The sequence below is a fragment of the Aedoeadaptatus acetigenes genome, from assembly GCF_025566985.1.
GTDB classification, from domain to species: domain Bacteria; phylum Bacillota; class Clostridia; order Tissierellales; family Peptoniphilaceae; genus Aedoeadaptatus; species Aedoeadaptatus acetigenes.
Map to the genome: position 1 here is coordinate 25,862 of NZ_JAOQJD010000004.1, position 13,865 is coordinate 39,726.

Genomic DNA, 13,865 nt, shown 5'->3' on the forward strand with positions numbered 1-13,865 from the left:
TACGTCCACCTCCTTAGTCGACGATTTCAACCATGAAGTCTACTTTGTTGATCATGCCGCGAATTTGAGGGGTGTCCTGTTTTTCTACGACTTGACCGACTTTTCTGAGACCTAAGGCTTTGATCGTCCGTTTTTGTTTTTCGATTCTTCCGATGGGGCTTTTCTTGAGTTTAATTTTAATGGTACTCATCTTGTCCCCCTTATCCTAAAATTTCGTCGACACTTTTGCCGCGAAGTTTAGCTACATTTTCAACGGTCTTTAAGGACGTCAACCCTTCCATCGTGGCGTTCACGGTGTTTCTCGGATTTGAAGATCCGATGCTGTGGGTGTAGATGTCTTTAATCCCTGCAAGTTCACATACGGCACGCACGCTGCCGCCGGCGATAACGCCTGTACCGGGACGAGCCGGCTTCAGGAACACACGACCGGCACCGAAGATGCCGGTGACTTCGTGGGGGATGGTGTTTCCGACCATATTAATCTTAACCATGTTTTTCTTAGCCGCTTGGCTACCCTTGCGAATGGCTTCGGGAACTTCCAGGGCCTTGCCTGTACCGATGCCGACACGACCGTTTCTGTCGCCGACGACGACGAGGGCAGAAAAACGCATATTACGACCGCCCTTGACGGTCTTTGCAACACGGTTGATAGCAACGACTCTTTCGTCGAGTTCCGTGTCTCTATCTCTGGTATTGTTTTTCGTACGGTTCAATCTTTCCCTCCTTAGAACTTCAGTCCTGCTTCGCGAGCAGCTTCGGCTAAAGCGGCGATGCGACCGTGGTAGACGTAACCGGAGCGATCGAAAACAACTTCTTCGATGCCGTTTTCCTTTGCTTTCTTTCCGATTGCTTCACCGACGGCTTTGGCCGCTTCTACGTTCTTCGTGCTTTCCAGGTTCAAGGACTTGTCCAAGGTGGAAGCACTGGCTAATGTCTTTCCGTTTACATCGTCGATCAGTTGAGCGTATAAATGGTGCGCACTGCGGTAAATGGCAAGACGAGGTTTGGATTCCGTTCCGTTAATCTTCTGTCTGACGCGAATATGTCTCGCTTTTCGATTGCCTTGGCGATCAACTTTTTTAAACAAAACACTCCACTCCTTTCTTACTTACCGGTCTTACCGACTTTTCTGCGTACGTATTCGTCAACGTAGCGAATGCCCTTGCCCTTGTAAGGCTCCGGCGAACGGAAGCTGCGAATATAAGCGGCGTAAGCGCCGACTTTTTGCTTATCGATTCCCCGCACGATGATTTGCGTGTTGGACGGAACTTCGACTTCGATTCCTTCGGGATCTTCGAGTTCGATGGGGTGGGAGTGACCGAGGTTTAAGTTCAGCTTTTTGCCTTGCTTTTGCGCACGGTAACCGGTACCGATAATTTCCATTTGCTTTTCGTAGCCGTTGACGACGCCTTCGATGTTGTTGGCGATGAGGGTACGATAAAGGCCGTGGAGGGCGCGAATGTTTTTGTTGTCGTTGGGACGCGTGACGACGACTTGATTGTCTTCGACGGCGACGGTAATGGCCGGATCGACTTCCGTTTGAAGGGCGCCCTTGGGGCCTTTCACTTCGACGATGTGGCCGTTGACCTTCACTTCAACGCCGGAAGGGATTTCGATGGGATTCTTTCCGATTCTGGACATCTTTTACTCCTTCCTTTACCAAACGTAGCAGAGAACTTCTCCGCCAACTTGTTCCTTGCGTGCATCGCGATCCGTCATAATGCCCTTGGATGTAGAGATGACGGCAATGCCTAAGCCACCTAATACCTTGGGGATTTCCGTGTTCTTTGCATAGACGCGAAGACCGGGTTTGGAAATGCGCTTGATGCCGCTGATTACTTTTTCGTCGTTTCTTCCGTATTTTAATTCTACATTAATTTTGCCTTGAGGTCCTTCTTCAAGCACGTCGTAGCCTTTAATATAGCCTTCCTCGAGAAGGATACGGGCGATTTCCGCCTTCATTTTCGAAGCGGGAATCTCAACAGATTTATGTTTTGCATCGTTGCCATTACGGATTCTCGTAAGCATATCTGCAATAGGGTCTGTCATCATAATCAATTCCTCCTTTCGGTTAGCCTTACCAGCTTGCCTTTCTTACGCCGGGGATTTGCCCTGCGTAAGCCAGTTTACGGAAACAAATTCTGCAAATACCGTATTTTCTCAGCACTGCGTGAGGGCGACCGCAAATCTTGCATCGGGTGTAGTTTCTGGCGCTGTACTTGTTTTTACGTTTTTGCTTCGCTACCATGGATTTCTTTGCCACAGTTTAACCCTCCTTCTTTGCAAAAGGCATGCCCATCTTTTCAAGGAAGGACTTTGCCTCTTCGTCGGTTTCGGCGGTTGTCACGATGGTGATATCCATGCCGCGCAACGTGTCGATTTTATCGTATTCGATTTCCGGGAAAATCAATTGTTCTTTGAGTCCCAGAGCGTAGTTTCCTCTGCCGTCGAATGCCGTGGGCTTGATGCCGCGGAAGTCGCGAACGCGCGGCAGGGCGACGTTCATGAGCTTGTCGAGGAAATCATACATTCTGTCACCGCGCAGGGTAACTTTGCAACCGATGGCGCTGCCTTCACGCAATTTGAAGTTTGCGATGGACTTGCGCGCTTTGGTAATAATCGGTTTTTGGCCGGCGATTAAAGTCAAGTCGTTGACGGCACTTTCCAGTGCTTTCGGATTGTCCTTGGCTTCGCCCAGACCGATATTAATCACGACCTTTTCAAGGCGAGGAATTTGCATGGTGTTGGCATACTTAAACTCGTCCATTAAAGCAGGTGCGACTTCGTTTTGGATTTTTTCTTTTAATCTCGATGTCATCACAGGCCTCCTTACTTATCAGAAATCGTAGCGCCGGAGGACTTCAGGACACGTACCTTCTTGCCGTCTTTAAACTCGTAGCCGATGCGGCTTCTGGTGTTGGTCTTTGTATCGTAATACATGACATTGGATACGTGGATCGGTGCTTCAACCTTGTTGATGCCACCGGGATTTTGCGGTCCTCTCGGTTTTTCGTGTTTCGTCACGATGTTGACACCTTCGACGACAACGCGGTCAAGTTTGGGAAGGGTGCGAACGACCTTGCCTTTTTTGCCTTTGTCCTTGCCGGAAATGACTTCGACGGTATCTCCTTTTTTGATGCGCATTCTATGCCACCTCCTTAAAGAACTTCCGGAGCCAAGGAGATAATACGCATAAAGTTTTCTCCTCTGAGCTCACGGGTTACCGGCCCGAAAATACGGGTACCTTGGGGATTTTTATCGTCCTTAATGATGACGGCTGCGTTGTCGTCGAACTTAATGTAGGTTCCGTCGGGACGACGAATGCCTTTTTTCGAACGAACGATGACCGCCTTGACGACGGCACCTTTTTTGACAACGCCACCGGGTGTTGCGTGTTTGACGGAGCAAACGACGATGTCGCCAATGTTGGCATAGTGACGGTTCGTGCCGCCTAATACCTTGATGACGCCCAGTTCTCTTGCGCCGGAGTTGTCAGCAACTCTTAATCTGGTTTCTTGTTGAATCATCCCGAGAACCTCCTTATTTCGCTTTTTCTACGATTTGGACGAGGCGGAATCTCTTATCCTTCGAAAGGGGACGTGTCTCCATTGCGCGTACGGTATCGCCGACACTTGCTTCGTTGTTCTCGTCGTGCACCTTGTATTTCTTCGTGTTTTTGAATCGTTTATTGTAAATCGGGTGACTCTTGAAGGTCTCGACGGCGACGACAATCGTCTTGTCCATGGCATCGCTTACGACCTTACCGGAGATCACTTTTCGTTGATTTCTTTCCATAAGTTACGCCTCCTTTTCCATGTTGAGCTCGCGCTCTCTTTGGATGGTCTTAACCCGCGCGATGTCTTTCTTCACGCTTTTAATGGTGGACGGATTGTCTAGTTGACCTGTTGCAAGTTGAAAGCGAAGGTTAAAGAGCTCGTTCTTCAACTCGGACACCTTTTTATTCAGCTCGTCACCGGATAAATTGCGGATGTCTTTAATTTTCATTGCTATCGCCCTCACTTTCTTCCTTATTCTTGGCGATAAAACGCGTTTTGATGGGAAGCTTCATGGCTGCGAGACGCATGGCTTCTCTGGCAACTTCTTCTTCGACGCCACCCAGTTCAAACAGAACGCGGCCCGGTTTTACGACGGCTACCCAGTATTCGGGTGCCCCTTTACCGGAACCCATACGGGTTTCAGCCGGCTTTTCGGTAACCGGTTTGTCGGGGAATACTTTGATCCAGATGTTCCCGCCACGACGAATGTAGCGGGTCATGGCACGACGTGCGGCCTCGATTTGATTGGAAGTGATCCAGGTCGGTTCCAATGCTTGGATGCCAAATTCACCGTAGGTGAGCGTATTGCCTCTGTGCGCAACACCTTTCATTCTCCCGCGATGTTGTCTCCGATATTTTACTCTTTTCGGCATTAACATAGTGCTTTCCTCCTCACTTACCGTCTATCTTGGCCTTGGCCTTGATTTCTGCGGTTGCCCCCGCGGCGCTTGTCGTTGTTGCCGCGACGTCTGTTGTCTCGACGATTTCTGCGTCCTTGAGGCGCTTCGGGGAGAACTTCTCCCTTATAGAGCCATACCTTGACGCCGATCTTGCCGTAAGTCGTGTCCGCTTCGGCAAAACCGTAATCGATGTCTGCGCGTAAGGTTTGAAGGGGGATGGTACCTTCGCTGTAGCCTTCGCGACGGGCCATGTCGGCGCCGCCTAAACGGCCGGAGCATTGGGTACGGATTCCCTTTACGCCTAAGCGCATAACCCGTTGGATGGTTTGTTTCATGGCACGACGGAAGGCGACGCGGCGTTCCAATTGTGCTGCAATGTTTTCGGCGATTAAAGTCGCATCCAGGTCGGGATTTTTGATTTCATCGACGTTGATGACGACGCTTCTGCCGGTTAATTTTTCAAGCGCTTGGCGAAGTTCTTCCACGCCGGTGCCGCCGCGGCCGATGACCATGCCCGGCTTTGCCGTGGAGATGGAAATCTTTACTTTGTTGGCAGCCCGTTCGATTTCGATGCGGGAAACGCCTGCTTGGAATAAATTCTTCTTGATGTATTTACGAATTTCGTTGTCTTCGACGAGGAGATCTCCAAAGTCTTTTTTGTCGGCATACCATTTGGAATCCCAATCTTTAATGATCCCTACACGAAGACCGTGCGGATTTACTTTTTGACCCATTCTTCTCCCCCTTATTATTCTCTTTCGGAAACGACAACGCCGATGTGGCTGGAGCGCTTCAGAATCGGATACGCCATGCCCTTTGCTTTGGGGCGGTAACGTTTCATCGTCGGACCGTCGTTTGCGTAAGCTTCCTTAACAATGAGATCTTCACGATCCAAGTTCAGGTTGTTTTCCGCATTGGCGACGGCGGAGTGAAGAACTTTATAAAGTTCACGGGCGCCGCGCTTCGGTGTGAATTTCAGAAGCGCCAGGGCTTCATCCACTTGTTTGCCGCGAATTTCCGCGCAAATGAAGTTGACCTTCAAAGGAGAAATGCGTACGTATTTTGCAATTGCTCTTGCTTCCATTCGTTACTCCTCCTTACATTCTCGTGGTTTTTTCGCCGCCGCCGTGACCGCGGAAAGTGCGAGTCATGACGAATTCGCCGAGTTTGTGGCCGACCATATCTTCGGTGATGTAGATCGGTACGTGTTTTCTACCGTCGTGAACGGCGATGGTGTGGGACACCATTTCCGGGAAGATCGTCGAACGACGAGACCAAGTTTTTACCACTTCTTTTTTGTTTGCTTCGTTGAGGGCGTCAATTTTCTTCAACAGATGTTCATCTGCGAAAGGGCCCTTTTTAATGGATCTGGACATTGCTTCCTCCTCCCTTATTTCGTTCTACGACGAACGATGTAACGATCGCTCTTCTTGTTTTTCTTACGCGTCTTAAGACCCAGTGCCTTCTTACCCCAAGGTGTCATCGGGGACGGACGACCGATGGGGGTACGACCTTCACCACCGCCGTGGGGGTGATCAACCGGGTTCATTGCGGAACCGCGGACGTGGGGACGAATACCTAAGTGGCGTTTCTTCCCGGCCTTACCTAAGTTAATCAGTTCGTGGCTGATGTTTCCGACGGTGCCGACGGTGGCGCGGCAGTTGACGCTGACGCGGCGGTATTCGCCGGAGGGCAGACGGAGTTGAGCCATCGTGCCTTCTTTTGCGGAAAGTTGTGCCGAGGTGCCGGCTGCGCGAGCGATTTGGCCGCCCTTGCCGGGGGTCATTTCAATGTTGTGCACCGTAGTACCGACGGGAATGGCGTGCAAGGGAAGGGCGTTACCGATTTTAATGTCGGCATCTTCGCCGGATTCCACTTTGTCGCCGACCTTTAATCCCTTCGGGGCTAAGATGTAGCGCTTTTCGCCGTCTGCGTAGTTTAACAGGGCGATGTAGGACGTACGGTTCGGGTCGTATTCGATTTGTGCAACCTTTGCGGGTACGCCGTCTTTGGCGCGCTTAAAGTCGATGATTCTGTATTTTTTCGCAGCGCCGCCGCCTCTATGGCGACTGGTGATGCGACCGTGTGCATTGCGGCCGGCCGATTTATTGAGGCTGACGACCAAGCTTTTTTCAGGTTTGCTTCTGGTAATTTCTTCGAAACTGGCGACGGTCATGCCTCTGCGGCCGTTCGTCGTCGGTTTATATCTTTTGATCTCCATGAATGTCCCTCCTTAGGCTTATTGCATGCTGTCGAAGAATTCAATCGGTTGGGAATCATCCGTTAAGGTGACGATGGCTTTCTTCCAGTTGGGACGCTTGCCTACATTCATGCCTTGACGTTTGACTTTGCCTGTCATGTTCATCGTGTTGACCTTGGCTACCTTGACGGAGAAGATCGCTTCGATGGCTTTTTTGATTTCCGATTTGTTGCTCGTCTTCGCTACTTCAAAGGTGTACTTGTTATTTTCCATGTCCATCATGGATTGTTCAGTAATGATAGGACGAATGATGATATCAAAGTTTTTCATTAGTTATACACCTCCACGATTTTGTCCAGCGCATCCTTGGTGAGGATCAGGGAGTCGTATTTTAAGATGTCGTAAACATTCATGGTGCCGACCGTAGAAACTTCTGCATTCGGAAGGTTTCTTGCACTTAATACGACGTTTTTGTCGCTATCTGCCGTGACGATCAATGCCTTCTTGGCGGCGCCCATGTTTTTAAGCGCTTCGCTTAATGCCTTGGTCTTGGGTGCTTCCAGCGCCAGTTGATCGACGACGATGAGTTCTTTTTCTTGAACCTTGGAAGTCAAAACGGATTTCATGGCCAAACGACGAACCTTTTTCGGGGTCGTGTAGCGGTAGCTTCTCGGCTTCGGTGCAAAGACGATGCCGCCGCCGCGCCATTGAGGCGAACGGATGGAGCCTTGTCTTGCACGGCCCGTACCCTTTTGTCTCCAGGGTTTCTTGCCGCCGCCGCGAACCTCTGCGCGAGTTTTGGCGGACTGTGTACCTTGACGTCTGTTGGCCAGAATATTCTTTACGACCAAATAGACGACGTGTTCGTTAATTTCTACATTAAAGATATCGTCGGAAAGTTCGATTTCTTCTAAGGACTTGCCGGCCATATCTATCATTTGGAACTTAGTCATTATTCGTGTCCTCCTCTCGCTTATTTACCGCTTTTAACCGTGGCACGAACGCGAACGAGTCCGTTTTTCGGTCCGGGAACGGCACCTTTAATTAAAAGGAAGTTGTTGTCGGCATCGACACGTACAACTTCGAGGTTTTGAACGGTGACACGTTCATTCCCCATGCGTCCCATCATGCGGTGGCCCTTCCATACGCGACCCGGGTAGGATGCAGCACCCATACCACCGGGCATTCTGTGGAATTTCGAGCCGTGGGTTTCACGACCGCGACCGAAGTTGTGGCGCTTAATGAGACCTGCGGTCCCTTTACCCTTGCTGGTACCGGTGACATCGACCTTGTCGCCTTCTTCGAAAACGGTGACGTTCAACTCGTCGCCGACGTTGAAGTCTTCGCCTTCAGCCAAGGGGAATTCGCGGAGCACCCGTTTGTATTCCACACCGGCCTTGTCGAAGTGGCCCTTCAAGGGTTTGTTGACGCGTTTTTCTTTTACGGCGCCGGTGGCGACTTGAATCGCTTCGTAACCGTCGATGTCCGTGGTCTTTCTTTGAACGACCACTTGGGGTTCAACCGCCACGACGGTGACGGGAACTTGTACGCCTTCTTCGGTAAAGATTTGGGTCATGCCAATCTTTTTACCCAATGCATATTTCATAAAATACCTCCATTACAGCGGATTGCCTGGCAATCATATAGTCCGACAGCTTACAGTTTTATCTCGATATCTACACCTGCGGGCAGATTGAGTTTCATTAAAGAATCCACGGTCTTTTGGTTCGGGTTCATGATGTCGATTAAACGCTTGTGCGTTCTTTGTTCGAACTGTTCACGGGAATCCTTGTGTTTGTGTACGGAACGAAGAATGGTGATGATTTCTTTTTCCGTGGGCAAGGGTACCGGACCGGATACGTCGGCGCCGCTGGCTTTTGTCGCTTCGACAATTCTTTGAGCGGAGCTGTCTAATAACTCGTGGTCATAAGCTTTCAAACGAATTCTGATTTTTTGTTTTACATTTGCAGACATTTAGTCCCTCCTAGTGCATTTTCCTCAACGATAAGGGAAGAGCGCCGATCAACTTAGCCGGGTGTTTTCTGTGCCCCGTAAAAAAAGTCGGGCGCTCCGTCGCCCAATTCTCGATTGGACATTCTCGACAATAATTCCCTTTTCCGCAAGCCTCCGATGCGAACACATCTTTGCGCCTGTTTCAAAGCCACCTATTGTGTCAACGCATGTCTCACGCATACCCTAGTATTATACATAAAAAAGAACCTGAAATCAAGGGATTTAGGCATTTTTCAGGGATTTTTGCAGGCCGAAGCCCTTCATCCCGTGTATTTACTTTGGCAACTCAGCTATAATAACCGAAAATTCCTACGATTGCAAGGCTTTTTTCAAAACTTTACATAACGAGCGGCTTATCTTTTTTCATTGCATCTCTCTGTGATAAAATACGAATGGAAAGGACGGTGTCTATGAAACTCTTAATTTTATTTGCAAGCCCCCGGCCTCGAGGAAACACGGCGCAGCTTCTGGACAAAATCACTGAACGATTCGACGAATCCGTCGAGATCACCCGCTTCGATCTCTACACCATGGATTTAAAAAGCTGCATCGCCTGCCGCCGCTGCCAAAGAGTGACCGACAGCTTCCACTGCGTGCACGACGACGACATGCAGAAAATTTTCGACGCGGCCCTCGAAAGCGATCTGATTCTTTTCGCCACGCCGATTTATTCCTTCTATTGTACACCGCCCATGAAAATTGTCATGGACCGTTTGGTCTACGGCATGTGCAAGTACTACGGCGAAACCATGGGGCCCTCTCTTTGGGTGGGCAAAACCATCGCCCTTCTCTCCACCTTCGGCTATCCGGAGGAAAAGGCCTCGGATCTGTTGGTCGAAGGGCTTCGGCGCTACGCGAAGCACAACAAATTAAATTTCCTCGGCGCCTACGGCGAGCGTCAGCGTTCCTACAAGGAACCCTTTATGAACGAGCAGGTAAAAGAAAGAGCCCGCGCCTTTGCCGAAAAGCTTATGGCCTTTGGCGAGACCTTAAATTAAACGGAAGGCATGACGTTTACCCTATCATCCAAAAAATCCCCTTTCCGCGCGGAAAAGGGGATTTTTGTTCGATGTTTTACAGTTCGATGCCGTCTAATTGTTTGCCCGCCATATTTGCGTAGGACAGGCTGACATTTTCCAAGGTGTAGATTTCGAAGACGTCGTCTTCCACGCTGTAACCGGCTTTCGCCAACATGGGCATGGCTTCCAAGGCAGCCTTTTTGGATTCCGGAGAAGTGATGAATTTCGCTTCGCCGGTGATGCGCAGGGTATTCATCTTACTGTCCAGGGCGCAGAATTCCGTTTTCGGATTGGCCTTCAATTGTTTGCACATTTTTTTGCGGTTGTCCGTGTAAAAAGCCAATTGGCCTTCAAATTCCATGACGAAACCAATGGGGCGAACGTGGGGTTGATCCCCGTCCGTGGTGGCTGCGTAAAATACTTTGGCGTTTTGTAAATACTCGATCACTTTCATTGCCAGTCTCCTTTTTTCTTTCAACTTCATCACAATTCTTCCTATTCTATACCCCATATGGCTTTCGCCACGCAAAAAACGCCCGAGATCTCTCGAGCGTTTTTGTCTTTGGTTTATTTTCTGATGACGTAATCGTCGCCGTCGATGGCGATTTCCAAATGATCTCCGTCCATAATGTCTCCGGCAATGAGAGCGCGAGAGAGTTTGGTTTCGATGTGGTTTTGTATATAGCGCTTCACGGGCCGTGCGCCGTAGAGCACATTGTAGGCTTCCGACAAGATTTTGTCTTTGGCTTCGTCGGTGGCGGCGATGTGAATATCTCTGTCTTCCAGGCGGCTTTCGATTTCCGCGAGATCCGTATCGATGATCCTGACAATTTCTTCCTTCAACAGGGGCTTAAAGAGGACGATCTCATCCACCCGGTTTAAAAATTCCGGACGGAAGTGTTCTTTCATTTCCCTGTTTACGGCATCTTTCGCTTCCTCGGAGATGGCGCCGTCTTCCGTAACCCCTTCGATTAAGTCTTGAGAACCGATGTTGGAGGTCATGATGATGACCGTGTTTTTAAAGTCCACGGTGCGGCCTTGGTTGTCGGTTAAGCGGCCGTCGTCCAACACTTGCAAGAGGATGTTGAAGACGTCGCGGTGGGCTTTTTCGATTTCGTCGAAGAGGATGACGGAGTAGGGCTTTCTACGCACAGCCTCGGTGAGTTGGCCGCCTTCGTCGTAGCCCACGTAGCCCGGAGGCGAACCGACCAGGCGAGAGACGCTGTGCTTTTCCATGTATTCGCTCATGTCGATGCGAATCATGTTCCGTTCGTCGTCGAAGAGGGCTTCGGTCAAGGCCTTGGCCGTTTCCGTTTTGCCTACGCCGGTGGGCCCTAAGAAGATAAAGCTTCCGATGGGGCGGTTTTGCGCCTTGAGCCCGGCCCGCGCGCGGAGCACGGCGTCGCTTACGGCTTTCGTAGCATCGGCTTGTCCCACGACGCGCTTTTTCAGGATCTCGTCTAAGTGGAGGAGTTTTTCCCGCTCCGTTTCGGCGAGCTTTGCCACGGGAATGCCCGTCCACTTGCTCACCACTTCGGCGATTTCTTCTTCGGTGACTTCCTCTTTGATGAGTTTTCCGTCGCCTTTTTCTTTGGTTTGCTCTTGCTTTAACTCTTCTTCCAATTTAGGCAGTTCGCCGTATTTCAAGGCGGAGAGCTTTTCCAAATCGTAGTTGCGTTCCGCTTCTTCGATTTCGTGGCGCACCCGGTCGATGGCTTCTTTTATATTCTTTTCGCCTTCCAGCTCTTTCTTTTCCGTTTCCCAACGGGCGATGAGGGCGTCGTAATCGGCCTTTTCTTCGGCCAATTCTTCTTCCAAGGCGGCAAGGCGCTTTTTCGAGGCCTCGTCGGTTTCTTTCTTTAAGGCTTCCCGCTCGATTTCCAGTTGGAGGATGCGGCGGCGGATTTCATCGATTTCCGTGGGCATGGACTCGATTTCCGTGCGCACCATGGCGCAGGCTTCGTCCATGAGGTCGATGGCCTTATCGGGCAAAAAGCGATCGGTAATGTAGCGATCGGAAAGCAGGGCCGATTGAATGACGGCCCCGTCGGAGATGCGAATGCCGTGATAGATTTCGTATTTTTCCTTCAGGCCGCGCAAAATGGAAATGGTATCTTCCACTGTGGGCTCTTGCACTTGCACTTTTTGGAAGCGCCGCTCGAGGGCCGGATCTTTTTCGATGTACTTGCGGTACTCGTCCAAGGTGGTGGCGCCGATGGTGTGGAGTTCACCTCTGGCGAGCATGGGCTTTAAGAGATTGCCCGCGTCCATGGCCCCTTCGCTCTTTCCGGCGCCGACGATGTTGTGAATTTCGTCGATAAACATGATGATTTCGCCTTCGGAGCTCTTCACTTCGTTTAACACGGCCTTCAGTCGCTCTTCAAATTCGCCGCGGTACTTGGCCCCGGCGATTAAGGCCCCCATGTCCAGGGAGAAGACGGTTTTGTTCTTCAGGCCGTCGGGGACGTCGCCCGCCACGATTCGTTGGGCCAAGCCTTCGACGATGGCGGTTTTCCCGACGCCGGGCTCGCCGATTAAGACGGGATTGTTTTTCGTGCGGCGGGAGAGGATGCGGATCACGTGGCGCACTTCGTCGTCACGGCCGATGACCGGGTCCATTTTTCCTTTGGCCGCTTCCGCCGTTAAATCCCGGCCGAATTTGTTCAAGGCCTCGTAGGTATCTTCGGGATTGTCGCTGGTCACGTGTTGATTGCCGCGAATTTCTTTTAAGGCGCCCATAAAGCTGTCTTCGTCGATGCCGAATTCCCTAAAGATCCGCTTGTTGTTCACCCCGTCGCCTTTAATCATGGCCAGGTAGAGGTGTTCCACGCTGACGTAGCTGTCGCTTAAGCGTTTCGCTTCTTTCAGTGCATCGGTTAAGACGCCGTTCATGGCGCTTGAGAGGCGGGGGCTGGCGCCGGTTTGTTTCGAGAGGCGGCCGATTTCCCTGTCCAAGGCGTTTTCCACTTCCTTGGCGTCCACGCCCATGTAGCTTAATACGCGGGGAATGAGGCCTTCGTCGTCGGATACCAAGGCCTTATTTAAGTGGAGGACGTCTACCTCCGGGTTTCCGTATTCTTGTGCCAAATTTTGCGCGCTTTCCAACGCGGCCATGCTTTTTTGTGTAAATTTATCAATTTTCATATGGCACTCCTTTCGTGCTTATTATTTTTACTTTATTTTTTGTGTTTTTCACTTAATTGTTTGTAGAGCGCTTCTTCTTCCGCGCTTAAATTTTCCGGGTTTACGATCACGAAGCGAACGTAGGCGTCGCCGGTGTGGCCCTTTAAATCCTTCAGCCCTTTTTTGGCCAGGCGCAATTTTTGGCCGCCCTTGGTCTTTTCGGGCACGGTAATGCGAAGCTTTCCGGCGGGGAGATCGCAGGTGATCTTGTCGCCGAAATAGGCTTGCCAGGGATAAATGGCCTGATCCACGACGAGGTCCAGGCCGTGAATTTCCACGCCCTTCGGTGCCGTGACGTGAATCTTAAAGAGAATGTCGCCGTCGACGCCGAATTTATCGCCGCGCACCTTCAGCTTCTTTCCGTCGGTAATCCCCGCCGGTACTTTCACGGGAATGTCCACGGCCTTTCCGCCGATGGTCAGGCTCACTTGCCGGTTCACGCCGTTGAAGGCGTCGTCCATGGAGATGGTGAGATCGGTGCTGTATTGGGTGCGCTGCGGCTTGTGGCTACGCCGCGATCCGCCTTTGAGGTCGCCGAAAATATCCCCCATATTGAAGGTGGTGCTTCTGCGCTTCGAGCCTGCGCCTGCGCTCGCGCCGCCGAAGAACATATCGAAGAAATCGCTGAAGTCGCCGGCCCCGCCGGTGGTGGTGTAGGTGTAGCCGTATTGAGACGGATCGAAATTCATGCCTCCGGAGAAATTGCCGGCACTGCCGAATTGATCGTAGGTCTGCTTCTTCTTCGGATCGGACAAAACTTCGTAGGCCTCGTTGATTTCCTTAAACTTTTCATGGGCCTTTTTGTCGTCGGGATGAAGGTCCGGGTGATATTGCTTCGCCAGTTTGCGGAAGGCTTTTTTTATCGTTTTTTGATCGGCGCTTTTATCCACGCCCAATGTCTTGTAATAATCTTTATATTCCATAAATCACCTCAGTTGACTTTCTTTGACCTTGATTCCATTATAACACCTTCCCAAGGGAATGCAATAGGTTT

At 50.7% G+C, this 13,865-nt stretch carries 24 protein-coding genes; 1 reads left to right on the forward strand and 23 read right to left on the reverse strand.

The features are described from left to right. Positions 1-13: 13 nt before the first annotated feature. From rpmD to rpsJ, 20 genes are read right to left on the reverse strand one after another with little or no spacing between them, the layout of a single operon-like run. Positions 14-190 carry a 50S ribosomal protein L30 gene (rpmD, locus tag OCV31_RS02675; protein WP_108832112.1) on the reverse strand — a complete coding sequence of 59 codons (177 nt, stop codon included), beginning with the start codon at positions 188-190 and terminating at the stop codon, positions 14-16. A gap of 10 nt (positions 191-200) precedes the next feature. Beyond that, positions 201-713, reverse strand: a complete 513-nt coding sequence (gene rpsE / locus OCV31_RS02680; RefSeq protein WP_148472393.1) for a 30S ribosomal protein S5 — start codon at positions 711-713, stop codon at positions 201-203. A gap of 11 nt (positions 714-724) precedes the next feature. Continuing rightward, a complete protein-coding gene (rplR, locus tag OCV31_RS02685) occupies positions 725-1,087 on the reverse strand; it encodes a 50S ribosomal protein L18 (protein WP_108832110.1) in 363 nt (120 codons plus the stop codon). 17 nt (positions 1,088-1,104) lie between these two features. After that, on the reverse strand, positions 1,105-1,641 hold the full coding sequence (gene rplF / locus OCV31_RS02690; RefSeq protein WP_108832109.1) for a 50S ribosomal protein L6: 537 nt from the start codon (positions 1,639-1,641) through the stop codon (positions 1,105-1,107). A 15-nt stretch (positions 1,642-1,656) separates the two neighbouring features. Continuing rightward, the gene (rpsH, locus tag OCV31_RS02695) at positions 1,657-2,052 is read right to left on the reverse strand and encodes a 30S ribosomal protein S8 (protein ID WP_108832108.1); all 396 of its coding nucleotides are present in this window, start codon (positions 2,050-2,052) and stop codon (positions 1,657-1,659) included. A gap of 25 nt (positions 2,053-2,077) precedes the next feature. Further along, positions 2,078-2,263: a type Z 30S ribosomal protein S14 gene (locus OCV31_RS02700; RefSeq protein ID WP_082941287.1), complete on the reverse strand. Its 186-nt coding sequence runs from the start codon at positions 2,261-2,263 to the stop codon at positions 2,078-2,080. A 3-nt stretch (positions 2,264-2,266) separates the two neighbouring features. Then, complete coding sequence (gene rplE / locus OCV31_RS02705; RefSeq protein WP_108832107.1) at positions 2,267-2,818, reverse strand: 50S ribosomal protein L5; 552 nt, start codon at positions 2,816-2,818, stop codon at positions 2,267-2,269. An 11-nt stretch (positions 2,819-2,829) separates the two neighbouring features. Further along, entirely contained in the window at positions 2,830-3,144 is a 315-nt protein-coding gene (gene rplX / locus OCV31_RS02710) for a 50S ribosomal protein L24 (RefSeq protein WP_148472395.1), read from the reverse strand. Between the two features lie 14 nt (positions 3,145-3,158). Beyond that, complete coding sequence (rplN, locus tag OCV31_RS02715; RefSeq protein WP_148472397.1) at positions 3,159-3,527, reverse strand: 50S ribosomal protein L14; 369 nt, start codon at positions 3,525-3,527, stop codon at positions 3,159-3,161. A 13-nt stretch (positions 3,528-3,540) separates the two neighbouring features. Next, the gene (gene rpsQ, locus OCV31_RS02720; RefSeq protein WP_148472399.1) at positions 3,541-3,795 is read right to left on the reverse strand and encodes a 30S ribosomal protein S17; all 255 of its coding nucleotides are present in this window, start codon (positions 3,793-3,795) and stop codon (positions 3,541-3,543) included. Positions 3,796-3,798: 3 nt separating this feature from the next. After that, on the reverse strand, positions 3,799-4,005 hold the full coding sequence (gene rpmC, locus OCV31_RS02725) for a 50S ribosomal protein L29 (protein WP_108832103.1): 207 nt from the start codon (positions 4,003-4,005) through the stop codon (positions 3,799-3,801). Beyond that, the gene (gene rplP / locus OCV31_RS02730) at positions 3,995-4,435 is read right to left on the reverse strand and encodes a 50S ribosomal protein L16 (RefSeq protein WP_108832102.1); all 441 of its coding nucleotides are present in this window, start codon (positions 4,433-4,435) and stop codon (positions 3,995-3,997) included. Before rplP ends, rpmC begins: the two co-directional genes overlap by 11 nt. Positions 4,436-4,452: 17 nt before the next feature. Next, positions 4,453-5,190: a 30S ribosomal protein S3 gene (gene rpsC, locus OCV31_RS02735; RefSeq protein WP_108832101.1), complete on the reverse strand. Its 738-nt coding sequence runs from the start codon at positions 5,188-5,190 to the stop codon at positions 4,453-4,455. Between the two features lie 14 nt (positions 5,191-5,204). Then, complete coding sequence (rplV, locus tag OCV31_RS02740; protein ID WP_108832100.1) at positions 5,205-5,540, reverse strand: 50S ribosomal protein L22; 336 nt, start codon at positions 5,538-5,540, stop codon at positions 5,205-5,207. Positions 5,541-5,553: 13 nt separating this feature from the next. Beyond that, on the reverse strand, positions 5,554-5,832 hold the full coding sequence (gene rpsS, locus OCV31_RS02745) for a 30S ribosomal protein S19 (RefSeq protein ID WP_108832099.1): 279 nt from the start codon (positions 5,830-5,832) through the stop codon (positions 5,554-5,556). 14 nt (positions 5,833-5,846) lie between these two features. Then, a complete protein-coding gene (gene rplB / locus OCV31_RS02750) occupies positions 5,847-6,677 on the reverse strand; it encodes a 50S ribosomal protein L2 (protein ID WP_148472401.1) in 831 nt (276 codons plus the stop codon). Positions 6,678-6,695: 18 nt separating this feature from the next. After that, positions 6,696-6,986, reverse strand: coding sequence for a 50S ribosomal protein L23 (gene rplW / locus OCV31_RS02755; protein ID WP_108832097.1), 291 nt, complete (start codon positions 6,984-6,986; stop codon positions 6,696-6,698). Then, positions 6,986-7,609 (reverse strand): 50S ribosomal protein L4, encoded by a 624-nt coding sequence (rplD, locus tag OCV31_RS02760; protein WP_108832096.1) that lies wholly within the window; start codon positions 7,607-7,609, stop codon positions 6,986-6,988. The genes rplW and rplD overlap by 1 nt, the downstream gene beginning before the upstream one ends. Positions 7,610-7,629: 20 nt before the next feature. After that, the gene (gene rplC, locus OCV31_RS02765) at positions 7,630-8,262 is read right to left on the reverse strand and encodes a 50S ribosomal protein L3 (protein WP_148472403.1); all 633 of its coding nucleotides are present in this window, start codon (positions 8,260-8,262) and stop codon (positions 7,630-7,632) included. Positions 8,263-8,312: 50 nt separating this feature from the next. After that, a complete protein-coding gene (gene rpsJ / locus OCV31_RS02770) occupies positions 8,313-8,630 on the reverse strand; it encodes a 30S ribosomal protein S10 (protein WP_068368942.1) in 318 nt (105 codons plus the stop codon). A 449-nt stretch (positions 8,631-9,079) separates the two neighbouring features. On the opposite strand from rpsJ, the gene OCV31_RS02775 reads away from it, so the two are divergent. Next, on the forward strand, positions 9,080-9,667 hold the full coding sequence (locus tag OCV31_RS02775; protein ID WP_148472405.1) for a flavodoxin family protein: 588 nt from the start codon (positions 9,080-9,082) through the stop codon (positions 9,665-9,667). Positions 9,668-9,743: 76 nt separating this feature from the next. Here the strand turns inward: OCV31_RS02775 and OCV31_RS02780 are convergent, their stop codons facing one another. From OCV31_RS02780 to OCV31_RS02790, 3 genes are all read right to left on the reverse strand, one after another. Continuing rightward, positions 9,744-10,142 carry a pyridoxamine 5'-phosphate oxidase family protein gene (locus OCV31_RS02780; RefSeq protein ID WP_148472620.1) on the reverse strand — a complete coding sequence of 133 codons (399 nt, stop codon included), beginning with the start codon at positions 10,140-10,142 and terminating at the stop codon, positions 9,744-9,746. 113 nt (positions 10,143-10,255) lie between these two features. Beyond that, positions 10,256-12,832, reverse strand: coding sequence for an ATP-dependent chaperone ClpB (clpB, locus tag OCV31_RS02785; protein WP_148472407.1), 2,577 nt, complete (start codon positions 12,830-12,832; stop codon positions 10,256-10,258). A 32-nt stretch (positions 12,833-12,864) separates the two neighbouring features. Continuing rightward, the gene (locus OCV31_RS02790; RefSeq protein WP_148472409.1) at positions 12,865-13,794 is read right to left on the reverse strand and encodes a DnaJ domain-containing protein; all 930 of its coding nucleotides are present in this window, start codon (positions 13,792-13,794) and stop codon (positions 12,865-12,867) included. Positions 13,795-13,865 lie beyond the last annotated feature (71 nt).

Bases quoted from the DNA above. Each gene is read 5' to 3' on its own strand.
- rpmD (WP_108832112.1), bottom strand. From the start codon at position 190: ATGAGTACCATTAAAATTAAACTCAAGAAAAGCCCCATCGGAAGAATC.
- rplF (WP_108832109.1), bottom strand. From the start codon at position 1,641: ATGTCCAGAATCGGAAAGAATCCCATCGAAATCCCTTCCGGCGTTGAA.
- rpsH (WP_108832108.1), bottom strand. From the start codon at position 2,052: ATGATGACAGACCCTATTGCAGATATGCTTACGAGAATCCGTAATGGC.
- rplE (WP_108832107.1), bottom strand. From the start codon at position 2,818: ATGACATCGAGATTAAAAGAAAAAATCCAAAACGAAGTCGCACCTGCT.
- rplX (WP_148472395.1), bottom strand. From the start codon at position 3,144: ATGCGCATCAAAAAAGGAGATACCGTCGAAGTCATTTCCGGCAAGGAC.
- rplN (WP_148472397.1), bottom strand. From the start codon at position 3,527: ATGATTCAACAAGAAACCAGATTAAGAGTTGCTGACAACTCCGGCGCA.
- rpsQ (WP_148472399.1), bottom strand. From the start codon at position 3,795: ATGGAAAGAAATCAACGAAAAGTGATCTCCGGTAAGGTCGTAAGCGAT.
- rpmC (WP_108832103.1), bottom strand. From the start codon at position 4,005: ATGAAAATTAAAGACATCCGCAATTTATCCGGTGACGAGCTGAATAAA.
- rplP (WP_108832102.1), bottom strand. From the start codon at position 4,435: ATGTTAATGCCGAAAAGAGTAAAATATCGGAGACAACATCGCGGGAGA.
- rpsC (WP_108832101.1), bottom strand. From the start codon at position 5,190: ATGGGTCAAAAAGTAAATCCGCACGGTCTTCGTGTAGGGATCATTAAA.
- rplV (WP_108832100.1), bottom strand. From the start codon at position 5,540: ATGGAAGCAAGAGCAATTGCAAAATACGTACGCATTTCTCCTTTGAAG.
- rpsS (WP_108832099.1), bottom strand. From the start codon at position 5,832: ATGTCCAGATCCATTAAAAAGGGCCCTTTCGCAGATGAACATCTGTTG.
- rplB (WP_148472401.1), bottom strand. From the start codon at position 6,677: ATGGAGATCAAAAGATATAAACCGACGACGAACGGCCGCAGAGGCATG.
- rplW (WP_108832097.1), bottom strand. From the start codon at position 6,986: ATGAAAAACTTTGATATCATCATTCGTCCTATCATTACTGAACAATCC.
- rplD (WP_108832096.1), bottom strand. From the start codon at position 7,609: ATGACTAAGTTCCAAATGATAGATATGGCCGGCAAGTCCTTAGAAGAA.
- rplC (WP_148472403.1), bottom strand. From the start codon at position 8,262: ATGAAATATGCATTGGGTAAAAAGATTGGCATGACCCAAATCTTTACC.
- rpsJ (WP_068368942.1), bottom strand. From the start codon at position 8,630: ATGTCTGCAAATGTAAAACAAAAAATCAGAATTCGTTTGAAAGCTTAT.
- OCV31_RS02775 (WP_148472405.1), top strand. From the start codon at position 9,080: ATGAAACTCTTAATTTTATTTGCAAGCCCCCGGCCTCGAGGAAACACG.
- OCV31_RS02780 (WP_148472620.1), bottom strand. From the start codon at position 10,142: ATGAAAGTGATCGAGTATTTACAAAACGCCAAAGTATTTTACGCAGCC.
- clpB (WP_148472407.1), bottom strand. From the start codon at position 12,832: ATGAAAATTGATAAATTTACACAAAAAAGCATGGCCGCGTTGGAAAGC.
- OCV31_RS02790 (WP_148472409.1), bottom strand. From the start codon at position 13,794: ATGGAATATAAAGATTATTACAAGACATTGGGCGTGGATAAAAGCGCC.